At 67.4% G+C, this 26254-nt stretch carries 24 protein-coding genes; 13 read left to right on the forward strand and 11 right to left on the reverse strand.

Annotated features, from left to right (window positions below; all coding sequences use genetic code 11):
* Positions 1-213: 213 nt before the first annotated feature.
* The 7 genes from LC490_RS22945 to LC490_RS22975 form a co-directional block, all read right to left on the reverse strand.
* Positions 214-1599 (reverse strand): leucyl aminopeptidase family protein, encoded by a 1386-nt coding sequence (locus LC490_RS22945; RefSeq protein ID WP_223621731.1) that lies wholly within the window; start codon positions 1597-1599, stop codon positions 214-216.
* Complete coding sequence (locus LC490_RS22950) at positions 1596-2312, reverse strand: HAD-IA family hydrolase (RefSeq protein ID WP_223621732.1); 717 nt, start codon at positions 2310-2312, stop codon at positions 1596-1598. Before LC490_RS22950 ends, LC490_RS22945 begins: the two co-directional genes overlap by 4 nt.
* A 191-nt stretch (positions 2313-2503) precedes the next feature.
* On the reverse strand, positions 2504-3529 hold the full coding sequence (locus LC490_RS22955) for an AI-2E family transporter (protein WP_223621788.1): 1026 nt from the start codon (positions 3527-3529) through the stop codon (positions 2504-2506).
* Between the two features lie 134 nt (positions 3530-3663).
* The gene (locus tag LC490_RS22960; RefSeq protein ID WP_051884957.1) at positions 3664-4122 is read right to left on the reverse strand and encodes a hypothetical protein; all 459 of its coding nucleotides are present in this window, start codon (positions 4120-4122) and stop codon (positions 3664-3666) included.
* Positions 4119-4664: a phage holin family protein gene (locus LC490_RS22965; RefSeq protein WP_223621733.1), complete on the reverse strand. Its 546-nt coding sequence runs from the start codon at positions 4662-4664 to the stop codon at positions 4119-4121. The genes LC490_RS22960 and LC490_RS22965 overlap by 4 nt, the downstream gene beginning before the upstream one ends.
* A 2-nt stretch (positions 4665-4666) precedes the next feature.
* Positions 4667-5029: a hypothetical protein gene (locus LC490_RS22970; protein WP_031372044.1), complete on the reverse strand. Its 363-nt coding sequence runs from the start codon at positions 5027-5029 to the stop codon at positions 4667-4669.
* A 165-nt stretch (positions 5030-5194) separates the two neighbouring features.
* Positions 5195-6631 (reverse strand): Do family serine endopeptidase, encoded by a 1437-nt coding sequence (locus LC490_RS22975; RefSeq protein ID WP_031372043.1) that lies wholly within the window; start codon positions 6629-6631, stop codon positions 5195-5197.
* A gap of 835 nt (positions 6632-7466) precedes the next feature.
* Between LC490_RS22975 and LC490_RS22980 the strand changes: the two genes are divergently transcribed.
* The 8 genes from LC490_RS22980 (at position 7467) to LC490_RS23015 (ending at position 16954) form a co-directional block, all read left to right on the forward strand.
* Positions 7467-9620 (forward strand): adenosylcobalamin-dependent ribonucleoside-diphosphate reductase, encoded by a 2154-nt coding sequence (locus LC490_RS22980; RefSeq protein WP_223621734.1) that lies wholly within the window; start codon positions 7467-7469, stop codon positions 9618-9620.
* Positions 9621-9890: 270 nt separating this feature from the next.
* Entirely contained in the window at positions 9891-10442 is a 552-nt protein-coding gene (locus tag LC490_RS22985) for a hypothetical protein (protein ID WP_223621735.1), read from the forward strand.
* 155 nt (positions 10443-10597) lie between these two features.
* Complete coding sequence (locus tag LC490_RS22990; RefSeq protein WP_223621736.1) at positions 10598-11389, forward strand: NrdJb; 792 nt, start codon at positions 10598-10600, stop codon at positions 11387-11389.
* Positions 11390-11977: 588 nt separating this feature from the next.
* Positions 11978-13237, forward strand: a complete 1260-nt coding sequence (locus LC490_RS22995) for a delta-60 repeat domain-containing protein (RefSeq protein ID WP_223621737.1) — start codon at positions 11978-11980, stop codon at positions 13235-13237.
* Between the two features lie 511 nt (positions 13238-13748).
* Complete coding sequence (locus tag LC490_RS23000) at positions 13749-14660, forward strand: hypothetical protein (protein ID WP_223621738.1); 912 nt, start codon at positions 13749-13751, stop codon at positions 14658-14660.
* Positions 14661-14666: 6 nt separating this feature from the next.
* Positions 14667-14855: a hypothetical protein gene (locus LC490_RS23005; RefSeq protein WP_223621739.1), complete on the forward strand. Its 189-nt coding sequence runs from the start codon at positions 14667-14669 to the stop codon at positions 14853-14855.
* 151 nt (positions 14856-15006) lie between these two features.
* Positions 15007-16227, forward strand: coding sequence for a helix-turn-helix domain-containing protein (locus LC490_RS23010; protein WP_223621740.1), 1221 nt, complete (start codon positions 15007-15009; stop codon positions 16225-16227).
* Between the two features lie 46 nt (positions 16228-16273).
* Positions 16274-16954, forward strand: a complete 681-nt coding sequence (locus tag LC490_RS23015) for a PQQ-binding-like beta-propeller repeat protein (RefSeq protein WP_051884953.1) — start codon at positions 16274-16276, stop codon at positions 16952-16954.
* A gap of 95 nt (positions 16955-17049) precedes the next feature.
* Here the strand turns inward: LC490_RS23015 and LC490_RS23020 are convergent, their stop codons facing one another.
* Entirely contained in the window at positions 17050-17196 is a 147-nt protein-coding gene (locus LC490_RS23020) for a hypothetical protein (RefSeq protein WP_223621741.1), read from the reverse strand.
* Positions 17197-17239: 43 nt separating this feature from the next.
* Here LC490_RS23020 and LC490_RS23025 point away from each other — a divergent pair, with 43 nt between their 5' ends.
* The 4 genes from LC490_RS23025 to LC490_RS23040 all read left to right on the forward strand — a co-directional run bounded on the left by LC490_RS23025 (position 17240) and on the right by LC490_RS23040 (position 20816).
* On the forward strand, positions 17240-18028 hold the full coding sequence (locus LC490_RS23025) for a thioredoxin family protein (protein WP_031372035.1): 789 nt from the start codon (positions 17240-17242) through the stop codon (positions 18026-18028).
* Between the two features lie 44 nt (positions 18029-18072).
* A complete protein-coding gene (locus LC490_RS23030; protein WP_223621742.1) occupies positions 18073-18696 on the forward strand; it encodes a hypothetical protein in 624 nt (207 codons plus the stop codon).
* A gap of 239 nt (positions 18697-18935) precedes the next feature.
* Positions 18936-19748: a hypothetical protein gene (locus tag LC490_RS23035; protein ID WP_031372033.1), complete on the forward strand. Its 813-nt coding sequence runs from the start codon at positions 18936-18938 to the stop codon at positions 19746-19748.
* A gap of 255 nt (positions 19749-20003) precedes the next feature.
* Positions 20004-20816: a hypothetical protein gene (locus tag LC490_RS23040; RefSeq protein WP_223621743.1), complete on the forward strand. Its 813-nt coding sequence runs from the start codon at positions 20004-20006 to the stop codon at positions 20814-20816.
* Between the two features lie 193 nt (positions 20817-21009).
* Here LC490_RS23040 and LC490_RS23045 read toward each other — a convergent pair whose 3' ends face one another.
* Positions 21010-21513 (reverse strand): hypothetical protein, encoded by a 504-nt coding sequence (locus LC490_RS23045; RefSeq protein ID WP_031372031.1) that lies wholly within the window; start codon positions 21511-21513, stop codon positions 21010-21012.
* 347 nt (positions 21514-21860) lie between these two features.
* Here LC490_RS23045 and LC490_RS23050 point away from each other — a divergent pair, with 347 nt between their 5' ends.
* Complete coding sequence (locus LC490_RS23050; RefSeq protein ID WP_223621744.1) at positions 21861-22454, forward strand: hypothetical protein; 594 nt, start codon at positions 21861-21863, stop codon at positions 22452-22454.
* Between the two features lie 156 nt (positions 22455-22610).
* Here the strand turns inward: LC490_RS23050 and glsA are convergent, their stop codons facing one another.
* Positions 22611-23666 carry a glutaminase A gene (glsA, locus tag LC490_RS23055; RefSeq protein WP_223621745.1) on the reverse strand — a complete coding sequence of 352 codons (1056 nt, stop codon included), beginning with the start codon at positions 23664-23666 and terminating at the stop codon, positions 22611-22613.
* Positions 23667-24036: 370 nt separating this feature from the next.
* Positions 24037-26031, reverse strand: coding sequence for a sulfatase-like hydrolase/transferase (locus LC490_RS23060; protein ID WP_223621746.1), 1995 nt, complete (start codon positions 26029-26031; stop codon positions 24037-24039).
* Between the last annotated feature and the right edge of the window lie 223 nt (positions 26032-26254).

Below are 26254 nucleotides of genomic sequence, written 5' to 3' on the forward strand. Positions count from 1 at the left end.
GTGTCGGCGGTTTTTCATGACAAACGTCATGGTTTCACGCTCTTTGCGCGCGGCGATACACGACTTCCGCGCCAATTCGCGGGCGCCATCCGTTTTGTGCAGGGCTTGCGGATTCGCGCCGGGACGAGCGCTGCGTGCGAGGTTGCGGTGTGTGTGCGGTCCCTGGCCAAGCAACTGGATGCGGCGGGACGCCCCCGCCGCATTGCCGGGCGGTCAGCGCGCCGAGCGCGCCTTGAGCATGGCGTAAGCCGCGCGCAGGCCCTGGGCCTCGCCGCCGGCCGGGCGACCGGGGCGGTCGGCGTCGTTCCAGCTGTAAACGTCCAGATGCGCCCACGGCAGCTCGGCCGGGACGAAACGCTCGAGGTACAACGCGGCCGTCACCGAGCCGGCCATCTTCGACGGGCCGCCGTTGGCGAGGTCGGCGATGTGGCTGGTCAAGTAACGCAGGTAGGGGCGCCACAACGGCATGCGCCACAGCGGGTCGCGCTGCTGGATGCCGGCATCGAGCCATTCGGCCGCGAGTTCGTCGCGATTGGCGAACAGCGCCGGCAGGTCCGGGCCGAGCGCGATGCGCGCCGCGCCGGTCAGGGTGGCGAAATCCAGCAGCAGCTCCGGCGCTTGCTCGCCGGCATAGGTGAGGGCGTCGCAGAGAATCACCCGGCCTTCGGCGTCGGTGTTGTCGATCTCGACGCTGACGCCCTGGCGCGTAGCGATGACTTCGCCGGGGCGGAACGCGTCCGGGCCGACCGCGTTCTCGACCGCCGGCACCAGCAGGGTGATCCGCAGCGGCAGCTTGCGCGCCATGATCAACTCGGCCAGGGCGATCGCGTGCGCCGCGCCGCCCATGTCCTTCTTCATCCAGCGCATGCCTTCGGCGGGCTTGAGGTCGAGGCCGCCGGTGTCGAAGCACACGCCCTTGCCGACCAGGGCGATGTGCGGATGCGCCGGGTTACCCCAGCGCAGCGCGATCAGCCGCGGCGCGCGGTGCGAGGCGCGGCCGACCGCGTGGATCGCCGGGAAGTTCTGCGCGATCAGCTCGTCGCCGGTTACGACCTCGATGTCGGCGCCGTGGCGCGCGGCGATCTCGCGCGCGATCGCTTCCAGCTCGGCCGGGCCCATGTGCTCGGTCGGGGTGTTGATCAGGTCGCGCACGCGCCAGCTCGCGGCGACCAGGTCGAAGACCTCGTCGCCGCCTTCCGGGGGCGCGTCGACCAGCAGCTGCGCCGGCGCGCGCGGCGGCGCCTTGTAGCGGCTGAAGCGATAGCTGCCGATGCCCCAACCCAGGCGCAGTGCGTCCAGGGTGGCGGCGTCGTGCTGGCCTTCGATGCGCCAGGTGCGTGCCGGCAGCGCGAATGGCGCGTGGCCGTAGGAATACGGATCGAGCGGATCGCCGACCCCGAGCACGCCGGCGGCGATGCAGCCGTCGCCGCCCGGAACCACCACGGCGCTGCCGGGCGTGCCGTCGAAGCCTTGCGCGTCGAGCCAGGCCACGGCCGAATCGGCCAGCGTTTCGCGCCAGGTCTTGAGCGAGGCGCGGCTGACCAGGACCAGCGGCAGAGCGTCGCTGGCGTCGTCGGTGAAACCCAGGGGCAAAGTCATGCGGCAGCGGTATCCGTGCGATGCGCCGTGTCCAGCCAGTCGGCCAGGGCGGCAAGGGTGGTGAATTCGAGATCGGGGCGCAGTTCGGCGTGCGGCCATTGCCGGCCTTCGCGGTTGATCCAGCAGGTGCGCAAGCCGGCGCGGGCGCCGCCGACGATGTCCATCTCGATGTCGTCGCCGACATGCAGCACCTGCGCCGGCTCGACTTCGAGGCGGGTGCAGGCGGCGTGGAAGATGCTGGCGTCGGGCTTGGCGCGGCCGTGCTCGCGCGCGCCGAGCTGGAAGCGGAACAGCGGCATCAGGCCGATGCGTTCCAGGTCGGCGTTGCCGTTGCTCAACGCGGCCAGCGGCACGCGCGCGGCCAGGCGCGCGAGTGCTTCCTCGCTGTCGGCGTAGTGCTCGACCTCGCAGCGCGCGGCGAAGAACACGTCGAAGGCCGGCGCGACCAGGGCGAGGTCCTCGCCGGTCTCGCGCAGCATGTGCTCCAGGGTCAGGCGACGCTGCTGGGTGAAATCGTGGGCCAAGTCGGGGCGCTCGGCGGCGATGCGGTCGCGCAGCTCGCGCATGGCTTCGATCGGGAAACGCTCGGCGGCGCGCGGCGCGTGCTGGCGCAGCCAGGCGTCGAGGACGCTTTCGGCCCGGATCATGACCGGGGCGATCGGCCAGATGGTGTCGTCGAGGTCGAGGGTGATGGCGCGTACGGGAAAGCTCATGGCGGCATTTTAGCGCGCCGCGGTCCGGGGTTTGGGCGATGCCGCGCAGGAAACGCCGACAGGGGCGGGCGGATCGGGGCGGGATAATGTGCTGCACGAGGCCGCGGACGGGCGGCTGCCGTCGTGCTGCGGTATTCAGGAACGTTCGCCAAGGCCGGCCCTGGCGGAGCGGCGCGCGGATCGCCGTCGCGTCACTCCAGCAGCTTCGACCAGCCTTCCATGCCTTCGATCCGCGCCAGCACCAGTTTCACGCAGACCAGCATCGGCACGGCGAGCAGCAGGCCGATGATGCCCCACAGCCAGCCGAAGAACATCAGCGCCAGGATCAGCACCAGCGGCGACAGGCGCATGCTGCGGCCGAGCACGATCGGGGTGACCGCCTGCGACTCGATCGCGTGCAGCAGCAGATAGACGCCGGCCGGCAAGAGTGACGGCAGCAATTCGTCGAACGCCACCAGGCCGGTCATCAGCATGATCAGCATGCCGATCAGCGGGCCGACGAAGGGGGCGAAGTTGAGGATCGCCGCCATCGTGCCCCACAGCAGCGACTCCTGCAGCGGCACCCCGAGCGCGTACAGCGCGCCGGCCAGGGCCAGGCCGAGACCGCTGTTGATCAGGGTGATGGTGAGCACGTAGCGCGAGATCTCGTGCTCGATCGAATGCAGGATGTCGATGGTCAGTCTTTTCTGCTGCGGCCCCGGCAGCAGCGCGATCGCGTTGCGTTGCAGGGACTCGCCATAAACCATGAAGAAGAAGGTCAGCAGCACCACCGCCAATACCTGGGCGATGTATTTCGGCGTCGAGGTGAGCGCGCGGTAGGGATCGTTGAGTTCGGTCTTGATCACCTGCACCGGCTTGCTGGTGCTTTCGCCGCCGGCGGCGCGCGCGATGTTCTGCGCGGCGCGATTGGCCTCCTGCATCGGCTTGGTCATCTCGCGCAGTTTCGGCGCCAGCTGTTTCATCTCGCGCGGCACCTGGCGCACCCACTCGCTGGCCGGCTCGACCAGTTGCAGGGCGAGCACGCCGGAAATCGCCAGTCCGCCGACGATCACCGCCACCGCGCCGATCACGCGCGGCAGATAGAGCTTCTGCAGCAGGCGCAGGATCGGGTTGCCGACCAGGGCGAAGAAGGCCGCCAACAGGATCGGCAGGATCAGTTCCTGGGCGGCCCACAGGGTGAAGCCGACCGCGAGCACGGCGAGTACGTACAGCGGCACCGGCGCCTTCGGGCGCGTCGCTGCGGCGGGTGTCGCCGCTGCGGCGGGTTCGGGCTCGGGCGCGCTATCGCCCGGCGGAGGTTCGGCCGAATCCGGCTCGATGGGCGCGGCAGGCGGTTGCGGTGCGGAGGTGCTCAAGGCTCGATCGATTCGGTGCGGTCGTTGCGCGCACTGTGCGCCGTCGTCCGCGGCGGCGCCACTGTCGTCAGCCCGGGCGCGACCGCGCCGCTGGCTTCGGCGACGGCCTCGGCGTTGTCGGCGGCGTGTCCGGCCTGGCCGGCGGCATGCCCGGCCTCACCGGCGGCCCTGGCTGCCTGGTCGGCCGCGCTCTGTGCGCTGCTGCCGGCGAACAGGCCCGACAGCATGGTGACGATCTGCATCAGGTTGCTGCTCTTGGCCGCGATCTTGGCCGGCTCGGCGCGCCCCATCAAAAAGCCGCTGACCAGGCCGGCGACGACGATCCGCCCGGGCGTCCAGGCCTCGTGCCAACGCGCCTTGAGCAAGGCCTTGCGTTCGAGCGCCTGCTCGTAGCGGCCTTCGAGCAGGTGTTCGCGTTTGTGCACGCGTCGTTGCAGTCGTTCGAACCGGCTCATGGCGCCTTCCCGTCGTCCTTGCCGTGATAGCTGGCCGCGTGACCGGCGTCGGCGGCCAGATGCGCCTGCAGTTCCTCGTCGTCGAGGTCGCCCATCCCCAGGCGCCGCAATTGGCGCCGGGTGGCGTGCAGGCGGGTGAACTCGAAGTAATGCAGCGCCTGCCAGACCCCGACTGCGGTCACCACCAGGCTCAAACCGGCCGCGGCCAACATCGAGGCCAACCACGACCAGCCCAGCACGCCCTGCAGCAGCGCGATCAGCGCCGCCATCAACAGCAGCCAGGACGAGGCGCCGAACACGATCGCCACGCTGACCCAGAGCAGGGCGCGGCCGAGCGCGCTGCGGGCGAGGGCGAAGTCGGCGATCAACAGACCGCGCAGGGCGCGGCCGGTGTCGATCGCCGCCGACAGGCCTTCGCGGCCGGCGTCGCGGATCTCGCGGTACGAGTCCTCGATCGACGGCCCCCGGCCCCGCCCGGCAGCGTCGGGGCTGTCGTCGCCGCCCGAAGCGGAGTCCGGACCGCTGCGGCTGGGGTCGCTCACGCTTACTTGTCGCTGCCGCGGGCGAGCTTGGCGATGATGAAGCCGGCCGCGAAGGCGACGCCGAACGAAGCCAGCGGCCGTTCGCGCACGAGTTCGGCGGCGCTTTCGATCAGGTCGCGGCCCTTGTCCATGAGTGCATCGACCTGCTCGCGCGCGGCGCCGCCGGCATGTTCGGCGGCGGCGATGCCGGCCAGCGCGCTGTCGGCGAGGTCGGACTTCACATTGGCCTTGCCGAGCTTGAGCTCCTCGCCCGCGACGCCGGCGGCGCTGCGGATGGCTTCGCCTGCGTCGCTGGCCGCCTGCTTGAGGTGGGTGCCGGCCTGGCCGAGGTTGGTCTTGATGGCGTCGGTCGAAGTGGGGGTCATCGTGGTGTTCCTCCGTGCTGCATGGATGAACCGCTGAACGAGTCCAGGGTTCGAGCGGGCCGTCGACGTGCCGGGCGGTCCCGGCCCTCGGCGGCATTGATCGGATCGCGCCGCGGTGCGACGCGCATTCATGCCGATGGCAACGGCGCAGGATGCCCCGCGACGTTACTGCATCTGCAGATCGCCGCGACGATTGCCGCGCACGATTCGCAATACCAACTGTGCCGGAGCCCGCGTGAAGCTCGCGCGGAAACCCGGAAGATCGTCGAACTGACCGCTGGTGGCGGCCACGATGACGTCATCCTTGCGCAGATCGTTCTTTTCGGCGCGGCTGCCGCGGGCCACGCTTTCGACCACCACCCCGGAGAAACCGGACTGGCGCAGGCGTTCGGGCAGCTCGGCGAAGGTCGCGCCGCCCAGGCGCGGATCGAGTTCGGCGCCGGCGAGCGCCTTGGCCTGTTCGCGCAGGCTTGCGGTGAGCTGCAGCGGCTGGCCGTCGCGCAGCACTTCCAAGGCGATCTTGCTGCCGATCGCCTGCAGGCCTTCGAAATTGCGCAAGGCGTCGCGGCCGTCGACGCGCTGGCCGTTGGCGGTCAGGATCACGTCGCCGGGCTTGAGGCCCGCCGCGGCCGCGGCGCTGCCGGCGAACACGCGCGAGACCAGAGCGCCGCGCGGTTCGCCGAGCTTGAGGCCGGCGGCGAGCTGCGGGGTCACGTCTTGCGATTCCAGGCCGAGGCTGCCGCGGCGCACGACGCCGTTGTTGGCGATCAGCTGGTCCTTGATGTTGCGCGCCAGGTTGGCCGGGATCGCGAAGCCCAGGCCGATGTTGCCGGCCATGCTGCCCTGCGGGTTGAAGCTGGCGGTGTTGATGCCGATCAGTTCGCCGTTGAGGTTGACCAGCGCGCCGCCCGAATTGCCCGGGTTGATCGAGGCGTCGGTCTGGATGAAGTTCTGGTAGCCCAGGCCGCGCAGGCCGCTGCGGCCGACCGCCGAGACGATGCCCGAGGTCACGGTCTGGCCGATGCCGAAGGGGTTGCCGACCGCGACCACGAAATCGCCGACCCGCAGCGCGTCCGAGTCGGCCAGGCTGATCGCGCTGAGGTTCTGCGCCGGCACCCGCATCAGGGCGATGTCGGTGTCGGGGTCGGAACCGACGAAGTCGGCCTTGATGGTGCGGCCGTCGGCCAAGGTCACCGAGACCTCGTCGGCGCCTTCGATGACGTGGTGGTTGGTCAGCACGTAGCCGTTCTTGGCGTCGATGATCACGCCCGAGCCCAGCGATTCGTTGATCCGCTCCTGTGGGATGTTCGGGAACATGCGGCGGAAGAACGGGTCGTTGGCGAAGGGGTTGCGGATGCGCACGGTCTGTTTGGTGTGCACGCTGACCACCGCCGGGGTGACCCGCTGCAGCATCGGCGCCAGCGACGGCACCGGCTGGCCGCCGACCGAGGCCGGCAACGCGCCCGCGGTCGGCAGCGGCAGGGCCGCGGCGGCCGGCGACGCCTGGGCCGGCGTTTGCAGCCCCTCGCGGATCGCGGTGGCGGCGAAGCCGCCGAAGGCGGCGGCGAGGGCAAGGGTCAGCAGGGTCGGCAAGGGGCGCATCGAGTCGCTGTTCCGGTCAACGGTGGAAGGGAAAGAGGGCAGAACCCAGATCGTGACGCTGCCGCGGGCGATCAAGCCCGCGCGCCGGCAGGGGGGCGCCGGCAGGAGCTTGGACCGCGTCGGCGCGATCTCGTTCAGTGTCGCGGCCAGTGTCGGAGAATGCGAATAAATAGCCGATGAAGTACCCGCGCGTATCGTGTCGCCACGGCGTCCGCGCGGACGCCGCGCCGGGTCGCGCCGAAATTGGAATGCGTGACCGCGCCAACACCGACAAAGCGTGATAGCCATCAAAAAGCCGTTGACTTCCAGAAACACCGGGCGTAGCTTGAAGTCTCTGCGACGCCACAACATCTAGTGGTCGGCTTCGTGGAAGGAGCCCAAGCATAGGGGTTCAGCTTGGGTCGGTCGGTGCGTAGCCTTGATAGCGAGCGGGCGCATGACGGGAACAGGCGCGAACCGCAAAGACCAGCCAAATACCGCACGTGGCGCGTAATCAACGCGAACGCGTGCGTCGCCGTCGGCGGGGGCTGGCGGCGGCTCCGAGACCCGGTTCCGGCCTGCCGGCGCCAGGCGGCAATAACCGCGACATCCCGCAACACGCTGTACACGCGCGACTCGATAGATACATGGATCAGCTGACGGCAGTAGAGCGAACGCAACGCCCCGGTTACCGATTCGACCCAGGTCTCGACGAAGACCCGTTCCACCCGCAACACGCACCACCTCAGACAGACACCGGCTTTAGATAAACCCCGGTTACCACGTACAAAAAGAAACCACCGATGGCGGGCGCAACCGAACGGCCCGCCGTCAAGATTCAGGAGACGAAACAGGCATGAGCACGGTGCGCCTCGAGGCGGTCAAGAACGCGGTGGCAGATAAAGACATCGCCCTGCAACCCGCGTCCCAGGATATCTGGGACAAGAAATACCGCCTCAAGACCAAGAGCGGCGAAGCGGTCGATAGCGATATCGACGCCACCTACCAGCGCGTCGCGCGCGCCCTGGCCGACGCCGAGCCCAGCGCCGAGAAGCAACAGTACTGGTACGAGCGTTTTGTCTGGGCGCTGCGCCGCGGCGCCATCCCGGCCGGCCGCATCACCTCCAACGCCGGCGCGCTGGAGCACAAGCCCGCCACCTCGACGATCAACTGCACCGTCTCGGGCACCATCGAAGACTCGATGGACGGCATCCTCGAGAAGGTCCACGAAGCCGGCCTGACCCTCAAGGCGGGCTGCGGCATCGGCTACGAATTCAGCACCCTGCGTCCGCGCGGCGCCTTCGTCGCCGGCGCCGGCGCCTACACCTCCGGTCCGATGTCCTTCATGGATATCTACGACAAGATGTGTTTCACCGTGTCCTCGGCCGGCGGCCGCCGCGGTGCGCAGATGGGCACCTTCGACGTCAGCCACCCGGACGTGAAGGACTTCATCCGCGCCAAGCGCGAAGACGGCCGCCTGCGCCAGTTCAACCTGTCGCTGCTGATCACCGACGGCTTCATGGAGGCGGTCAAGACCGATGCCGACTGGCCGCTGGTGTTCCCGGTCAACATCAAGGAACAGGGCGACGTCGACCTGGAAGACCCGAACCAGGTCGTCTGGCGCGACTGGCCGACCACCCGCAACTACGTGGTCCGCGAGGACGGCCTGGTCGCGTGCAAGATCTACGGCCACATCCGCGCGCGCCACCTGTGGGACATGATCATGGTCTCGACGTACGACTACGCCGAGCCCGGGTTCATCCTGATCGACCGCGTCAACGAGATGAACAACAACTGGTGGTGCGAGACCATCCGCGCGACCAACCCCTGCGGCGAGCAACCGTTGCCGCCGTACGGCGCCTGTCTGCTGGGCTCGGTCAACCTGACCAAGTTCGTCCGCAACGCCTTCACCGATCGGGCCGAGTTCGATTGGGAGGAATACAAGGAAGTCGTGCGCGTGTTCACCCGCATGCTCGACAACGTGGTCGAGGTCAACGGCCTGCCGCTGGAACAGCAGCGCGCCGAGATCATGCGCAAGCGCCGCCACGGCATGGGCTTCCTCGGCCTGGGCAGCACTGTGACCATGCTGCGCATGAAGTACGGTTCGGCCGAGTCCTGCGAGTTCACCGACCGCATCGCCCGCGAAATGGCCGTGGCCGGTTGGGAAATGGGCCTGGCCCTGTCCAAGGAGAAGGGCCCGGCCCCGATCATGGAAGAGCGCTTCGCCGTCACCGCCGAGATGCTGCGCAAGCGCCCGGAGATGAAGGCCGACGGCTGGAAGATCGGCCAGGAGATCCCGGGCAAGGTCCTGCACGCCAAGTACTCGCGCTACATGCAGCGGGTGGCCGGCGTGGCCCCGGAGCTGGTCGAGGAACTGGCCGACATCGGCGCCCGCTTCACCCACCACAGCTCGATCGCCCCGACCGGCACCATTTCCCTGTCGCTGGCCAACAACGCCTCCAACGGCATCGAGCCCTCGTTCGCCCACCACTACAGCCGCAACGTCATCCGCGAAGGCAAGAAGTCCAAGGAAAAGGTCGACGTCTATTCCTTCGAGCTGCTGGCCTACCGCGAGCTGATCAACGCCAAGGCGATGCCGTTCAGCGAGGAAGCCGAGGCCAAGCTGCCCGACTACTTCATTTCCGCCGACGACATCACCCCGAAGGAGCACGTCGACGTCCAGGCGGCCGCGCAGAAGTGGGTCGACAGCTCGATTTCCAAGACCGCGAACGTCCCCACGGACTACCCGTACGAGGACTTCAAGGACATCTACCTCTACGCCCACGAGCAGGGCCTCAAGGGCTGCACCACCTTCCGCTTCAACCCTGCCGCCTTCCAGGGCGTGCTGGTCAAGGAAGCCGACCTGGAAAACACCACCTACCGCTTCGAGCTTGAAGACGGCAGCGTGCTGGAGGTCAAGGGCAACGAGCAGATCGAGTACGACGGCGAGATGCACACCGCCGCGAACCTGTTCGACGCGCTCAAGGAAGGCTATTACGGCAAGTTCTGATCGGCGCACTTGAGCGCCCGCCCGGTCCGCCGGGCGCGCGCGGCAAGTCAGTACGATCACGCAGTACGGGCACGGCGGCCGTTACGCCGGACGCGGAATTCAGGCCGATTCCGCGTTCATCCGCCAGGTTTCGCCGCGACGGCCTCGGGCGCTGAAGACCGACCCCTGTCTACGCCCGCGCAGCAGGTATAGCATCGCTCCGGCAAGACCCCGATTACACGTACCGCGTACGTACCGCCCATTAGAAAAAACGCCCACGAGGAGGGCACCATGAGCAACGGTAATGGAGTGACGGCGACCCTGACCCAGGCCGCCGAGAACGTCAAAGAAACGGCGTCCAACATCGGCAGCGCCATCGCCAACCGCGCCGAGGAAGCCGTGGCTTCGGTCAAGAAGACCGCGACCAAGGCCCGCAAGGCCGCCAAGAAGGCCGTCGGTACGGCCAAGAAGAAGCTCGCGACCGCCAGCGCCAAGGCCAAGAAGGAAGCGACCGCGCTGAAGGCCAAGGCCACCGGCAAGAAGCCGGCCAAGAAGGCTGCGAAGAAGGCCGCCAAGAAAGCGACCAAGAAAGCCACGGCCAAGAAAGCCGTGAAGAAGGCCGCGAAGAAGGCGACCAAGGCGGTCAAGAAGGTAGCGAAGAAGGCGGCCAAGGCCGTCAAGAAGGCGACCGCCAAGAAGGCTCCGGCGAAGAAGGCAGCGGCCAAGAAGGCGCCCGCCAAGAAAGCCGCCGCCAAGAAGGGTGCCGTGAAGAAGGCCGCCAAGAAAGCGACCAAGAAGGCACCGGCGAAGAAGGCCGCCAAGAAAGCCGCGAAGAAGCGTTGATCGATAGGCGCCTCGCGTTTCCGCCCTCTCCCGCGTCGCGGGAGAGGGTCGGGGCGACGGCCGCCGGCCGGAACCGTCCGGTCCCCTGAGGTATCCGCGTCACCCGTTCAGCGCCACCACACAAGAACAAGCACGAAGCACCAGGAGTCGGGCCCATGGCCGTCAAGATCGAAAAGAAAATCAAGGGCTACAGCGTCGTCAGCCTGGAAGACAAGACCAAGGAAGCCGCGAAGGCCTCCGCAGCCAGCGCCGCCGCGGCCGCCAAGGCCGACGAACTGCCGGTCGCCGACGTCATCCAGATGCACGAGCGCATCGAGCGCCCCGAGATCCTGATCGGCTCCACCTACAAGATCAAATCGCCGCTGTTCGAGCACGCCTTGTACGTCACCATCAACGACATCGTCCTCAACGCCGGCACCGAGCACGAGTCGCGCCGTCCCTTCGAGATCTTCATCAACTCGAAGAACATGGACCACTTCCAGTGGATCGTCGCGCTGACCCGCATCATGTCCGCCGTGTTCCGCAAGGGCGGCGACGTGACCTTCCTGGTCGACGAAATGAAGGCCGTGTTCGACCCCCGCGGCGGTTATTTCAAGGCCGGCGGCGTCTACATGCCGTCTCTGGTCGCCGAGATGGGCGCCATCGTCGAGGACCACCTCAAGTCGATCGGCATGATCCACGACCCGGAAATGAGCGACGCCCAGCGCGCCCTCATCGCCGAAAAGCGCGCCGCCTACGAGCAGCGCGGCTCAAAAAAAAACTCTGACGTAATCCCGGCCGCCGCATCCGCGGCCGTCGAGTCGCGCAGCGAAGACGTCGCCGTGACCGGCGAAGGCGCCTCCTTCCCGCCGACCGCGACCCTGTGCCACAAGTGCAGCACGAAGGCCCTGGTCCTGATGGACGGGTGTGCGACGTGCTTGAACTGTGGGTATTCGAAGTGCGGGTGAGGGTGGCCTGGCTCGCGACGAAGTGCATCTGATATGCGCGAGCCTTAAGCCGCTGTGGGGACCCAGAAGTCGCTAATACGGTTGCCTAGAAGTTGCCAGTACCTGTGGGGCTCTCCGGAGCCCCACTCTTTTTTGACGAACTGCTTCTGCCTAAAGCGGACCGCGGTGGCTACGAAAGATTGGGTTCAGTGCACCCAAGCGTTGGGTGGTCGCTGTCTCCGGAACGTCTCAACGACGGAGACTTGCCTGGGGCACACTTAGCAACGGGGTATCCAGTGAATGTCGCGCAGAGCCTGGAGCCAGTTCGGCATCGCATACATAAGCATGTTCTGAACCGGGAAACAGGGGCAGTAAAAGGGCAGTGCGACTACGGGGACGGACCGTCAATGCGAGAGATCAATCCACACCGCGCTGCACGGCTACTTGCGCGATAGCCGTAATCAAACACGGATACCTTTGGCAAGCAGCGCCGCCTCGCAGCCGCCTGCAATATCTTGCGCACTCGTCACACCGCCGCTGTACGGCAGGCGGCGGTGTATGAGTCGAGCCAAGAATGGATTCAATCGCAGTCAACAAGGAGAGTCAGCAGTGATCAGCGACACGATGAAGATATCGTTTGGCATCGCCATCAGCGCCATCAGCGCACTTGCAACACCCGCACAGGCCGCCTCGCTGGACCCGACGTTCGGTTCGGCAGGCATCACCTCCGCGGCATTCGGCAACTACGGCGCTGCCGCCCGGGTGGTCATCCAGCCGGACGGACGGATCGTCACCGCCGGCCAGACCGCCCTCGGCGAGTTCGCACTCGCGCGTTATACGACCAGTGGCGCGCTGGATACGAGCTTCAACGGCACCGGCAAGGTCACCACCACGCCATCGGGCAGTTGCTCGGGACAGGCGCGCGCACTCGCCCTGCAGGCGGACGGCAAGATCGTCGTCGCAGGCACCTCGTGCCCGAACTTCACCTCCACCCGCAACTTCACCGTTTATCGCTACAACACGGACGGTTCGCTGGACACCACTTTCGGCAGCTCGGGCAAGGCGACCGTCAATTTCTACGCGGGCGCTTCGGAAGCCAACGCCGTTGCCGTACAGGGCAGCTCGATCTGGGTTGCGGGCTATGCCGGTTCCGGCTTTGCGCTGGCGCGTCTTACCAGCGGCGGGACCTTGGATTACAGCTTCGGCAGCGGCTCCGGCACCGTCACCTCGACGGTGGGTACCGGCTCGGCCTTCGCCAACAGCCTGGTCGTCCAGGCGGATGGCAAACCCGTGTTGGCCGGCTACGCGTCGAGCGGCGGCACCGTCTTCGCGTTGACGCGGTACACCACGAATGGCGCGCTGGACACTACGTTCGGCACCGGCGGTAAAGTCCTGACCAATGTGGACGGCACTTCCACCGGCAACTCCGCCATCGCCACTTCGCTGGCGATTCAAAGCGATGGCAACATCGTCGCTGCTGGTTACGCGAAAAGCACGAGCGCCGGCTACTACCGATTTGCTGCCGTTCGTTACACGAGCACCGGCGCGCTGGACAGCTACTTTGGATCCGGCACCGGCAAGGTCCTTACCGCTATCGGCAGCGGCGATGCGATCGGCAGCGATGTCGCCATCGACGCCAACGGGGGAATCATTGTCGGCGGCTACTCCAAGGCGGGCAGCTACCGCCAGTTGACCTTGAATCGTTACGACCAGTACGGCAACCAGGACACCAGCTTCGGGCCCGTCGCCACCAGCGTCGGCAGCGCGAATGCCGCTGTTCAAGGGCTCGCCCTGCAAGGCGACGGCAAAATCGTAGTAGCGGGCTATGGCAACTCGCCAGCGAACTTCGTCGTTGCGCGTTATCAATAAGCGGCCGCTCGAGATTGCCAGCTTCGACGGCAGCATGAGGAACGGTCCCTCTCGCCCGGTGCGGGGAGAGGGGTCTTCCCGGGAAAACCTATATCTGTGTGTGCGCCCCCGAAGGCGCTAGTTGGGTGTACGGCCGTTGTTGGTAACCAGATAGGGCTCTGTGGAGCCCCATTTCCTTTTCCGGCACACGGCTTGCGGCCGAGAGCAGCTTCGCAAGCCCCGGTTTTTCCCGCTATGTCGAAGGCATCATTCGCCAACCGAAGTCGATTCCGGATTGCTCAGATCCCCATAGGCTGGAGCGTGGCTAAGGCGTACCGCACAACCGACGGTGCCTGTCTTGCTAGCCGCCTCATTTCCGGGGTGAGAGAAGCGGGTACGTCGGTCCAGCGACGTATTATGGCCGTTACGCAGCGGGGCATTGGCCAACCAGGGCCGCCCACGACCCTGAGTGGACATAATGCGAAATCTCGTATTCCCTCCAGCAATGATCCTCTCGACGCTAGTTCGCTCCTTGGAAATCGACCCGGCCTCGCATCCCCGGGGACAGCCGCATATCAGCTCGGCCAGCGGCCTGGCGATTGTGGGCGATTGGTTCTACATCGTCGCCGACGACGAGCATCACCTGGTCGCGTTGCGAAGCGCCGATGTAGAGGCCGGAGCGTTGCGGATGTTGCCGCTGCTGGACGCGCCGCTGCCGACGGATCCCGCGGAGCGGAAGCGCCATAAGAGAGACCTGGAGGCGCTCTTCCATGTGCCGGGGGACAAGGGTCGTGCGCCGATGTTGGTTGCCTGGGGCTCCGGTTCGCGTGCGCAACGCGACTTCGCTTATGTCGTCGGCCTCGCCGCGAACGGCGGCCTTGCGGGCGCCGCGCGAGCGGTCTCCTTGGCGCGACTGCACGAGGTGCTGCGCCGTCATGTCGGAGAGTTGAACATCGAGGCCGGGCTCGTGCAGGGCGACGACTTGTGCTTGTTCAGCCGGGCGAACCGGAGCACGCCGGTGAACGGATGCTTCCGCCTCGACCTGGCCCTGACGATCGATTTTCTACTGGCCGATGAGGACACGGCAGAGGTGCCGCCGGTGCGTTTCACCGAACTCGATCTGGGCCGGATAGGCGAGGTACCTATCGGCATTACCGATGCGACTCCTCTCAAGGACGGCGGCTGGTTGCTCAGCGCCGTGGCGGAAAATACCTCGAATGCCTACGACGACGGTCGATGCGCCGGGGCCGTGTTGGTGGCCTGCGAGCCGAGCGGCAAGGTGGCGTGGACGGGCCAGTTGGACGGCGGCTTCAAGGTGGAGGGAATCGCTTTCGATGAACAAGGCAGGCTCTGGCTGACGACCGATGCCGACGACCCCGGCGTGCCATCAGGGCTCCGCCGTCTGCGATGGCCTCCACCCGGGTACCCTGCGCAGGCGCGGTAGCCATTGATGGGCGAGGTCGCAGCCGCCTGGCGGGATCGCGCTATCCGTGGCTCGATGCTTCTCGCCAAGTCGCGCGAGTCCAAGCTGTACTGGGTTTCGTCGCTCGCCATCGTCAACTACCACGTCGGCGTTTTCCTGCTCGGGGCCGTGGCGGTCGGGTTTTTCCTGTTGCCGAAGCTTGCCAGTAGCGTCTGACGGATCAGTGTCGATGCCGTGGCCGCGCACCAGTGGGAGATTCATGGTGCAGTCCGCTGCTGACGCGGTCATAGGGCCAATTTCGAACTGCCGGCTCCCCGCACCGAAACAGTCACAAACGCCGGAGACTGCCGCGAGGTAGCCTGTCCCCATGGATTCCCTGATCGCCGCCTCCGCACGCGCACTCGCCGCCGGCGATGCGCTAGGTGCGCTCAAGCGGGTCGCGCTGCGCGACGATCCGCCGGCCTTGGCCTTGCGCGGTATCGCCATGGCTCAGCTCGGGGATCATCCGCGCGCCCGCGAGCTGTTGCGGCGTGCGGTGCGCGGTTTCGGCAGTCACGAGGAATTGGCGCGGGCGCGTTGCGTGGTGGCCGAGGCCGAGGTGGCGCTGGCGATGCGCGATCTCGGCGGTTCGCCGCGGGCCTTGACCGCCGCGGCAGCGACCTTGGAGGCGCGGGCCGATCGCGCCAATGCGCTGCAGGCGTGGTTGATCGCGGCGCGCCGTTTGTTGTTGCTCGGCCGGCTCGATGAGGCCGCGGCTGCGTTGGCGAAGCTCGATGCGCAGCCTTTGCCGGCGTCGCTTGCGGCGATGGCCGAGCTGACTTCCGCCGAGTTGTCGCTGCGTTCGTTGCATACCGAGGTCGCGCGCGCGGCGCTCGATCGCGCGCAGGCGGCCGCAGCTCGCGCCGGCGTGCCGGCGTTGTCGGCCGAGGTGGCCGAGGCGCGGCGGGCGCTCGACCGTCCCGCCGCTCGCCGGCTTTCCGTCGATGGCGAGCAGGCGCTGCGCCTCGACGAAGTGGCCGCGCTGATGGACTCGGATGCGCTGGTGGTCGACGCTTGCCGTCGCGGAATTCGTGCCGGCGGGTCGTGGCAAGCGCTGACGCGGCGGCCGGTGTTGTTCGCCTTGGCGCTCGCGCTCGCTGAGGCCTGGCCGGGCGATGTCGAGCGGGAAGTCCTGATCGAGCGTGCATTCCGCACGCGCCGTCCCGACGAGACCCATCGCGCGCGACTGCGTGTCGAGATCGGCCGCTTGCGTTCGCTGATCGGCCGCTTCGCGCAGATCGAGGCGAGCGCGCGCGGCTTCGTCCTCAAGCCGCACGAGGGGCGCGCCGTCGTCGTGCTGGCGCCGCCGATCGACGGCGAGCAGGCCTCGCTGGTGGCGCTGCTTTCCGATGGCGCGGCCTGGTCGACTTCGGCCCTGTCGCTGGCGCTGGGCGCCAGTCAGCGCACCGTCCAGCGTGCGCTGGCCGAGCTCGAAGCCGCCGGACGGGTGCGTTCGATCGGCCGCGCGCGGGCGCAACGTTGGTTGGCGCCGCCCCTGGCCGGATTCACGACGATCTTGTTACTCCCGGCCGCGCTGCCGATTGAATAGAGTCGTTTCCAGGCGCCGACCCGACTTGCGCCACGAGGAGCCAGCGATGAGCAGCAACGCAAACAAACCCGGCAGCCGCCCGGCCACCACGCGTGCAGCGCAGGTCGTGCGCGAGTACGGGCCGTTCGGCGGCACCGAGCGGGTAGGCGGCGTGACCTACGACGGCCGCCGGGTATGGGCCGCGACCGGGGCCAAGTTGGTCGCTTTCGACCCGGCCAGCGGCGAGCCCATGGACTCGCTCGACGTCGCCTGCGATGCAGGCACGGCCTTCGATGGCACCTACCTGTACCAGATCGCCGAGGCCCGCATCGACAAGATCGAGCCCGCCACCGGCAAGGTCGTCGCCTCGATTCCGGCGCCGGGCAACGGCGGCGATTCGGGGCTCACCTGGGCCGAAGGCAGTCTGTGGGTGGGCCAGTACCGCGATCGCAAGATCCACCAGGTCGACCCGCAAACCGGTGCGGTGATTCGTTCGATCGAGTCCAATCGCTTCGTCACCGGCGTGACCTGGGTCGACGGCGAGCTGTGGCATGCCACCTGGGAAGGCGACGACAGCGAGCTTCGCCGCATCGACCCCGCCGACGGCACGGTGCTGGAGTGCCTGGAGCTGCCGCCGGGCGTCAACGTCAGCGGGCTCGAGTCCGATGGCGCAGACCTGTTCTATTGCGGCGGCGGAGGCAGCGGAAAAGTCCGCGCCGTGCGACGTCCGGGACGCGCCGCGGCCTGATCGCAGGCGCTCGTCCGCCGTCGCGGCAGGCGGCGGACAGCGAAGCGACATCGCTCGCTTGGCCTGTCTCGAGCACGGGGCAGCGTCCGAGCTCTTCAGCCGACGCCGAAGCGAAGCTTGCCGACGAACTCAGCGCACAGGCCGAACACGCCTGTGCCGATGGATGCGTTCGCCTCGACGATCGAGTACCCGACGCAATCGCCACGCCTCGCGGGGTGAGCGGTGCGTTGATCGAAATCCACGCCATTTCAACATCATTCGGCTCATCGAGCCTGGGAGCACGCCATGAACACCGTCACTGCCGAATTGAATGCCCTCCATCACCCCGTCGTATCCAGGGATCGCTGGACGGCCGAACGCATGAAGTTGCTGGCGCGCGAGAAAGAACTGACGCGCCTCGGCGACGAGATCGCCGGCGCGCGACGCGCGCTGCCCTGGGTGCGCGTCGACAAGGACTATGTCTTCGACACCTTGCAAGGCCCGCGCAGCCTCGCCGAACTGTTCGACGGCCGTCGTCAGTTGTTGGTGCAGCACTTCATGTTCGCGCCGGGTTGGGAGCAGGGCTGCAAGAGCTGTTCCTACATGGCCGACCATAACGACGGCGCCAACCCGCACCTGGCGCAACGCGACGTCAGCCTGGTGGTCGTCTCGCGCGCGCCGCTGGCCGATATCGAACGCTTCCGTCAGCGCATGGGCTGGAAGTTTTCCTGGGTGTCGTCGCACGGCAACGATTTCAATCATGACTTCGGCGTCAGCTTCACCGCCGAGGAAGTCGCAAGCGGCGAGGTGCCCTACAACTACACCGTGCAAGCGTTCCCGCACGTGGAAGCGCCCGGCGTCAGCGTGTTCTACAAGGACGAGGCGGGCGAGGTCTTCCATACCTACTCGCGGTTCGGGCGCGGCGTGGAGGTGATGATGGGCGCCTATCCGCTGATCGATCTCACGCCCAAGGGCCGCAACGAAGAGGCGTTGAGCTATCCGATGGAATGGGTGCGGCACCACGACCGCTACGAGCCTGCATCCGCGGCAACGCCGACGGCCGCGCCCGGTTCGTGCTGCCGGACGCACGACTGAACCCGCCGGACTGAGCCCGCCGATCTGGTTTCGAGGAAGGCGTCATGGCGAGTCTGTGGCCGTGGATGGTGGTCGCCGGGCTCGGCGCCCTGCACGGGTTGAGCCCGGCGACCGGTTGGATGTTCGCCGCCGCTTGCGGCGTGCGCGACAGGACCCAGGTATGGCGCGCGCTGTTGCCGATCGCGATCGGCCACGCGCTGTCGATCGCGATCGTGGCCTGTGCGTTCGCGCAGGGGCTGAAGATGGAACGTGCGCAAGTCCAGGGCGTCGCCGGCGCCCTGCTGCTGTGCGTGGCCTCGTACCGGTGGCTGCGCGGCGCCCGACAGCGCGCGCCGCGCGACGTGCGTGTTGGTGGCGCCGGCATCGCGCTCTGGTCGTTCCTGATGGCGACCATGCACGGCAGCGGCTTGATGCTGGTGCCGGCCTTGGTGCCGATGTGTTTGTCCGGCAGTCCGGCGCGTGAGATCACCGCCTCGGGTTCGATGATTCTTGCGCTCGCCGCCGTCGCGGTGCACATGGCCGCGACCCTGGCCACCACCGGCGTCATCGCCGCTGCGGTGTCGCGCGGCATCGCCGCGCAGGCCCATCGTCTGAGCGGAGCGGCGGCCAGCCGGGCCTGGTCCGCAGTCCTGGCCATCACCGGCGTGCTGTTGATCGTGTTGCGCTGATTCGGGCATACGCGCTGCAGCTTTCCCGGCAACTGCTGCGCAGCGCTGATTTCACAACGCGACGGCCTCTGCGTTTCTACCGAGCGAGCCCGTGCCGTCGCGCGACTCCGTATTCCAATCCCACAACGATGGGACGGTGCGACGGCGGCCGCTTCGGACCGCTGCGCACCGTGAGAGCGATGTGCCCTGTGCGGCATCCGGTTTCGATCGCCGATTCCACGACCCGACAGGTAGCCATCATGAGCAGAATCATCTACACCGGTGCGCCGAACTATCCGCGCTGGAGCACCAACCAGCCGATTTTTCTCGGCGCGCAGTACCAGGCCGGACCGGTAGCGGTCCGCCAGATCGCCAACTTCGGCGCATCGGCGGTGGCCGCGATCCTCGGACCCGATCTGATCATGCCGGGGCAGCAGGGCAACAACGTGCCGACCGCCGGCGGTGCGCCGTGGGATCAGTTATTGGCCGGCGGGCCGCCGCTGACCTTCACCCAGGACAACGTCAACACTTGGATCCGCGGGCACATGATCAACGGGCGTTGGGGCGGCCCGGGCAATACCTGGCAGAACCTGGTGCCGCTCACGACCGGGGCGAACGCCAACCACGCGACGGTCGAGGCCTATATGGACGCCTTCCTCGCCGCGAGTTACGCCTACGAGACCGGCGGTCAACGCGACGCCTGGTACGGCCTCTACTACTGCGTGCAAAGCTCGGTGAATCCGTTCTCGGATGCGACCACGACCAACAACCAGAACCTGTATTCCTATGCGCCCGAGTTCATCCGCATCCTTTGGCGCGCGGTGAGGATTCTGAAACCGGTCAACGTATCGACCGCGACGGCCGCGGCGAACATCGGTGCTTATCCGATGAATGCTGTGGCGGCTTTCCCGGCGGGTTTCGCGGTGCCGCCGCTGCCGAACGCGATGAACGGCACGGCGACGCTGCCTCCCGGCAATGCCGCCGGCGGCGCGGTGCTTGGCGCGGTGCCGGGCAACTTCCCCGCCGCGCAAGGGAACGGTTTCGACGGCGGCATCGAAGTCCACCAGAACTGAGTCGGTCGGCGTGCGAGGGCGGCGGCCACTCCGCTTTCCTGCGAAGGCGATCTCGTGAACGCAAAGCGCAGCCGAATCAGGACATCGCGTCCGATGCGGTGCATATTCGGGCGGGCCGTCGCCACGCGATGGCCTTGCGTCCATCTGCGAGGGCTTGAAGCGATCTGCGCTGCGGACAGTCGCCCAACGTGGGAGTAACGTGTCGGTTGCGTATCCGGTTCCGATGCCCGGGGCCATGACCGACAGGAAGCCCTTATGAGCAGGATCGTCTACACCGGTGCGCCCAACAACCCGCGTTGGAGCACCAACCAGCCCATCTTAGTCGCGACGCAATATCGGACCGGGCCGGTCGCGGTCCGCCAAGCCGCGAATTTCGGTGCCACGTCGGCCACGGCCGTGCTCGGCCCCGATCTGATCATGCCCGGGCAGCAGGGCAACAACGTGCCGACCGCGGGCGGAGCGCCCTGGGACCAGTTGCTGGCCGGCGGGCCGCCGCTGACGTTTACCCAGGACAACCTCAACACTTGGATCCGCGCGCACATGCTCAACGGGCGCTGGGGCGGTGCCGGCAATAGTTGGCAGAACCTCGTGCCGCTGACTGCGCTGGCGCACTCGAATAAGGCGAGCGTCGAAGCCTATATGGACGCCTTTCTTGCTGCGAGTTATCACTACGAAGTCGGCGGCCAGCGCGACGCCTGGTACTGCCTCTATTGCTGCGTGCAGAGCTCGGCGAATCCGTTCTCGGATGCGGCTACGACCAACACGCAGAACCTGTATTCCTACGCGCCCCAATTCATTCGCATCCTCTGGCGCGCGGTGAGAATTTTGAAACCGGTCAACGTATCGACCGCGACGGCCGCAGCGAATCTCGGTACTTACCCGATGAGCGCGGTCGCGGCCTTTCCGGCGGGTTTCGTGGTGCCGTCACTGCCGAGCGCGATGAACGGCAAGGCGGCGCTGCCGCCGGGCAAGGTCGCCGGTGGTGCCGTGCTCGGCGCGCTCCCGGGCAACGTCCCGCCCGCGCAAGCGAACGGCTTCGATGGCGAGATCGAGATCCACCAGGCCTGAGCGAGCACGGTCGTCCGCGTAGACAGCGCCGCTGCAGCCCCTGCGTGGCGGTAACGACTCGGGCGGTGCGTTGTGTTGAAAAGGCTCCGCAACAACGATAGCGGAAACGAGCCGCGCACCGCGCGGGGCATCAAGGCGCGACTGGAATGCGCGCCCCTGGGTCAGATCCGGCCGGGCTTGGCCCGCGCCTGTTTCACTTCTTCTTTTTCTTCTTCGCCTTCGCCTTGCCTTTAGCCTTGGCCTTCTTCTGCGCTGCCTGTTTGGCGCGCACGCTTTCGATCTCCGCCGGCAGCTCGCGTTGCAGCAGGGAGAGAAACTCCGTTACCGGCTTGCTGTCGATCGGCTTGCCGTCCAGCGTGGTCGCGGTGACCCGGGTGGTGGTGCGCTTGATCGTGTCCGACAACAGCACCGACTTGGTCAGCGCCATGAACGCGACCCCGCGATAACGCAGGCTGTAGAGATCCATGATCTGCGCCCGGCCTTCGTACTCGACGCCGTGCGTGCGTACCGCGATCTGGCCGAGCGCGTTCCAGGTGTCGAGCTTGTCGGCCTCGATCAGAAACTCGCCGGGCGTGACGCTCGGCGGCAGCGGCGCTTCGATCGGCAGGGTCTTCTCGGGTGTGCGTTCATTCGGACCGGTGCGGCATCCGCCGAGCAGCAGCGCGAGCAGGCACAGGCAGGCGAGTTTTCTGGTCACGGCGTGGCATCCATCGAAGCAGACATCTGGTTTGCGCCTCCGTCAGTGAACGCAGGCCGAAGGCGGGCGGCGGCGCCTCCGGCGGGAAGCGAGGCGGCGACGATGCGAGCCTAATCGATCGACGAGCGGCATGTTTATGGCATGCGTTCGCGAATCCGGGGCAGTCGTCCGAGAGTGGGTCCGGCATCTCCGCCGGGGCGGTCATCCGAGAGCAGGTCCGGCATCTCTGCCGGGGCAGTCATCCGAGAGCGGGTCCGGCATCTCTGCCGGCCTGGGAGCGGCTGCTATGATCCGCGCGGGGATGCGGGGGCATCGGACGCCGAATACAGGCGTGAGTCCGCCGCGACATGGCCGACCCCGGGCCGAATCTTCGAACGAGGGACTGTATGAGCAAGGACGTTCTGTTTTCCTTGGTGTGGTTCGTCGCCGCGACGGCGTCGCCGTTTGCGATGGCGCAGCAGGGTGCCGAGACGGAGAGTCGATCGGCAGCTGTGGCCGCCGCCGAGGCAGCGGCCGAAGCCGCCGAAGCCGCGAGGGCCCACGCGACCGCGGCTGCCGACGCCAGCAACGCTTTGGCGTCGCGCCGCACTGTGCCGAAGTTGAACATCCGCTGGGACTGCGGCGAATGCGAGCACAACGACAAGGTGCCTCCGCTGATCGAGCAGGCCTACGTCGAACAAGCGAACGAGCGTTGGCTGAACGTATCGGAGACCGACGTGGCCGACGTCGCGATCATCGATATCCGCCAGCGCCCGCCCGGCGTGCGGGTGATGTTCGGGATCATGGCCGGCCGCGATCGGCTCGGCCTGCGCGTGCGCCATGCAGGCAAGGAGTTCGAAGTCTCCGACACCTCGTCCAACATCGTCATGGGCCTAAACCATCTGTCGGCCTCGGTCGGCAAGAGCGTGTTCGAGGAACTGGCGGCGGCGACGGAGAAGTAAATCCCGCCGCGACCCTTCCGATCATGATGATCGGCTATCGATGAATCGAACGAACGAAGGGCTCCCGCGGGAGCCCTTCGTTTTGCCGAGGGGCCTGCGGCGCCCTGCGCGTCGTCGACGCTCGGCGCGTCGGCCGAATGCTCGACGGCCGTCCGATCAATGCCCGGTTTCGAACACGCCGGCGCCGATCAGTTCGCGCACGATGGATTCGATCGCCTGTTGGCCTTTGACCGAGTTGCCGGCTTCGTCGAGCGGCGGGGCGAAGGTGGCGATGGCGAACTTGCCGGGCGCGACCGCGACGATGCCGCCGCCGACGCCGGACTTGGCCGGCAGGCCGACGTTCCAGGTCCAGGCGCCGGTGGTTTCGTACAGACCGGTGGTCGACATCACCGCGAGCGTCCGCTCGGCGGTGTCGGAGCCGACGATGCGCTTGCCGGTGACCGGGTTGCTGCCGCCGTTGGCCAGGGTCGCGCCCATCACCGCCAGGTCCTTGGCGGTGACGTTGATCGAGCACTGGCGGGTGTAGAGGTCGAGCGCGACTTCCGGATCGCCGTCGAGCGTGCCGTAGCCTTTCAGCAGGCGCGCGATCGCGCGGTTGTGTTCGTTGCTGCCGGCTTCGGATTCATAGACGACTTGGTTGAGGCTGAGCGTGCGGCCGGCGTAGTCGTTCATCAGCTGCGAGATCGTCGCCCAGCGCGCCACCGGTTCAGCCGGTTCGATCCAACTGTCGATGGCGATCGCGCCGGCGTTGACCAAGGGGTTCATCGCCGGCTTGGTCTGGGCGTGCGCTTCCAGCGCCAGGATGGAGTTGAACGGCATGCCGGTCTGGTTGACGCCGATCTTGTCTTCGAGCCACTGCTCGCCTTTCTTCTCGATCACCCAGGAGGCAGCGAAGGGCTTGGAGACCGATTCGATGGCGAATTCGACGCCGGCGTCGCCGATCGTGTAGACCTTGCCCTGCACCGTGACCACCGCGATGCCGAACAGGCCCGAGGGTACTTCGGCCAGGGCCGGGATGTAGTCGGCGTTCTTGCCCGCGGTGTTGTCCTTGGCCGCGGCATAGGCCTTATCGACCGCGGCCTTGATCCGCGCCTGCGACGGAATATCGGTCGCCGCCTGTGCCGACCACGGCCCGATCAGCAAGGCCAGCGCGCAGACGAGCGCGGTGCGGGTACGACGGGCGCGCGGTGCGGGGCGAACGTAAGCGGTCATGCGGCTTCCTTGGGCTGAGCGATCGGAACGCGGCGACACGGAGCCGGCGGCTCGGTCGGCACGTAGGCAGTGCGGGAGGGCGCGCCTCGCGCTTGCGGGCACGAGCCGGGGCCGCGCGGGCTGGGCACAGGGTAGACGAACCGATGGGCCATCGTGCGCGCGGGCAGGCGGCCGCAGCGAACTTGTCGTGGCGCTGCTCCGGCCCGGGGCCACCGCGGCGGAGTGATCAGGGCCGGCTACCGACCCGGTTCGCCCGGTTGGAGCGATCAGGGCAAGTTCCCGATCCGGTTCGCCGGATTGGAGTGATCGGGGTAAGTTCCCGACCCGGTTCGCCGGGTCGGGGCGATGATGGCCAGGCTGGCGCGCGCGCTCAGGCGACCGCTGCAGCCACGGTGTCCTGCTCGGGCGTGGACAGCATTTCCTTTTCGTAGCGTTGCATCAGCCGGTACAGGCGCTCGGCGGTGTCGACGATCTGCGCATCGGTGTACGGCGACGGCAGCGCCGGGATCGGCGTCGGGAAGCGGGCATCGGTGACCAGCAGATTGGTCAGCTCGCAGCCGTCGTGTTCGAGATCGTAAAGCTCCCATTGATCGGCTTCGCCGCCGCTCGGGTCCCAATAGCGCGCCAGCTTCCACTCGCCCGAGCGCACGCAGCGCACATGGTTGGGCTGGCGCACCGGCCCTGGGGCCAGCTGCGGCACCGGGCCGTTGTAGGGCAGCGGGCTGCTGCCGTCGCGCACCACCTCGACCATCTCGAGGAAGGTCTTGAACTCGCGGTCGGAATGCAGCTGATGCGGGTCGAGATGGCCGCGCAGGCGTTCGGTGATCTCGTCGTCGGTGGCGAACAGGATGCCTTCGCGCGGACGGCCGTCGGGCTCCTTCGGCACGGTTTCGCGGCCGTGGATCACCGCGCTCAGGTCGACCCCGGGGAACGGCGGCACCGGGCGCGTCTCGCGCAGGGTTTCGCGGATCTTCGCGACTTCTTCCTCGCCCACGTCAGCCAGGCCGAGCAGGGTCGGCACGATGTCGACGTGGCTGGTCAGCGCATCGATCTGGCGCATGTCGGCTTGCGCATTGACCCGCGGCGAGTGGATCACCACCGGTACGTGCAGGGCTTCCTGATAGGCCGTGTGCCATTTCTCGATCATGTAGCCGTGCGCGGCGCCGTACTCGCCATGGTCGGCCAGGAACACGACGATGGTGTTCTCGCGCTGTCCGGATTCGTCGAGCGCATCGAGTACCCGCTTGATGTGTCCGTCGACCAGGTGTTGCAGCCAAGCGTAGTACTGAACGAAGCGCAACGCGGCCTGTTCGGGGTCGCGGGTGAGCTGGAACGGAATGCCCGCGGCGAGTGCGGCGTTGACCGCGTCGAGGCCGGCCTGGTCCTGCGCGGCGAGCCCGCTCTTGGCGGCGAGGGCCAGCCCCATCTTGTAGGCGTAGTCGAACTGGCAGCTCGGCTTGTTGAGCAGCGCCTCGTCCATGCTCGGCGGCACGTTGGCATTGTCCTGCGGAAAGCCCTGCGGGTTGAGCTCGAACTGCAGGCTGCCGGCGGTCGGCGGGTTGCTGCGCGTGCCTTGCGCCGGCACCGGCAGCGGGCCGAGCGGCGGCGCGTTCGGATCGAGCCCGCGCGGCAAACCCGGATAGGTGGCGATGTCGTGCGGATTGGCGAACGAAGCGACGGCGAGCCAGGGCTTCGGATCGGTGCTCGGATCGGGCGATAGCGGATGGCTTTGATCGTGTTGCGCGAGTCTGCGGTTGTACGGCAGACCCAGTCCCTGGCCGCGCAGGAAGCCGCAGACCAGGTCGCAGAAGCCGATGTCGCGGTAGGCGCCGAGGTTGTTGATGCTGGAACCGTGCGGCTCCGGCCAGGACAACTCCCAGTCGTCGAATCCGTACTCCTGCAGGCTGTGGCCGGGCGGATTACTGACGTGCCACTTGCCGAAGTAATGGGTCTTGTAGCCGGCGCCGCGGAACCAGTGGCCGAGCGTCGGAATGCCGTCGGCGGCGAGCCAGGGAAACGCGGCGGCATCGCCGTTCTTGAACAAACCGTCGGTCTGGGTCACGCCGGTGCGCGCGCCGTAATGTCCGGTCATCAGCGCGGTGCGGCTGGGAATGCAGGCCGAGGACGCGATGGTGTGGCGGCGCAACACCACCGAGTGCTGGCGCAGCGACCACAGCCCGGGAAAGAAATCGCGATAGGCGTTGTCGGCTTCGGGTTCGCCCTGGAAGCCCACGATCTCCTTCAAGCCCGGCGCGAAGCCGCCATCGGGGCCATAAGCGAAACGCGGGAAACGCAACTGGTCGACCAGAATGACGAGCAGGTTCGGCGGGCCGGGCGGGGTAGGCGGGGTAGGCGATTGGGGCATGGCGTCCTCGTGGCGCTTGCGGATGGCGGGAGGGACGCCCGGGTCGGGTCGATTCGAGCGGTCGCGCGCTGCGGCGGCGACATAAGCAACAGACGTGGCTCACGGTCCACGGCGGCCATCGCGCGCTTTATCGCCGTGGAGAGTGTGGCGACGGTCACAACACTGCCGCCTTGGCCGGCAGGTTCCATGCCGAGATACGACACGGCCTGTGCGGGCCACCCGC

Source organism: Lysobacter sp. ESA13C, from assembly GCF_019970005.1.
Lineage (GTDB): Bacteria > Pseudomonadota > Gammaproteobacteria > Xanthomonadales > Xanthomonadaceae > Lysobacter > Lysobacter antibioticus_B.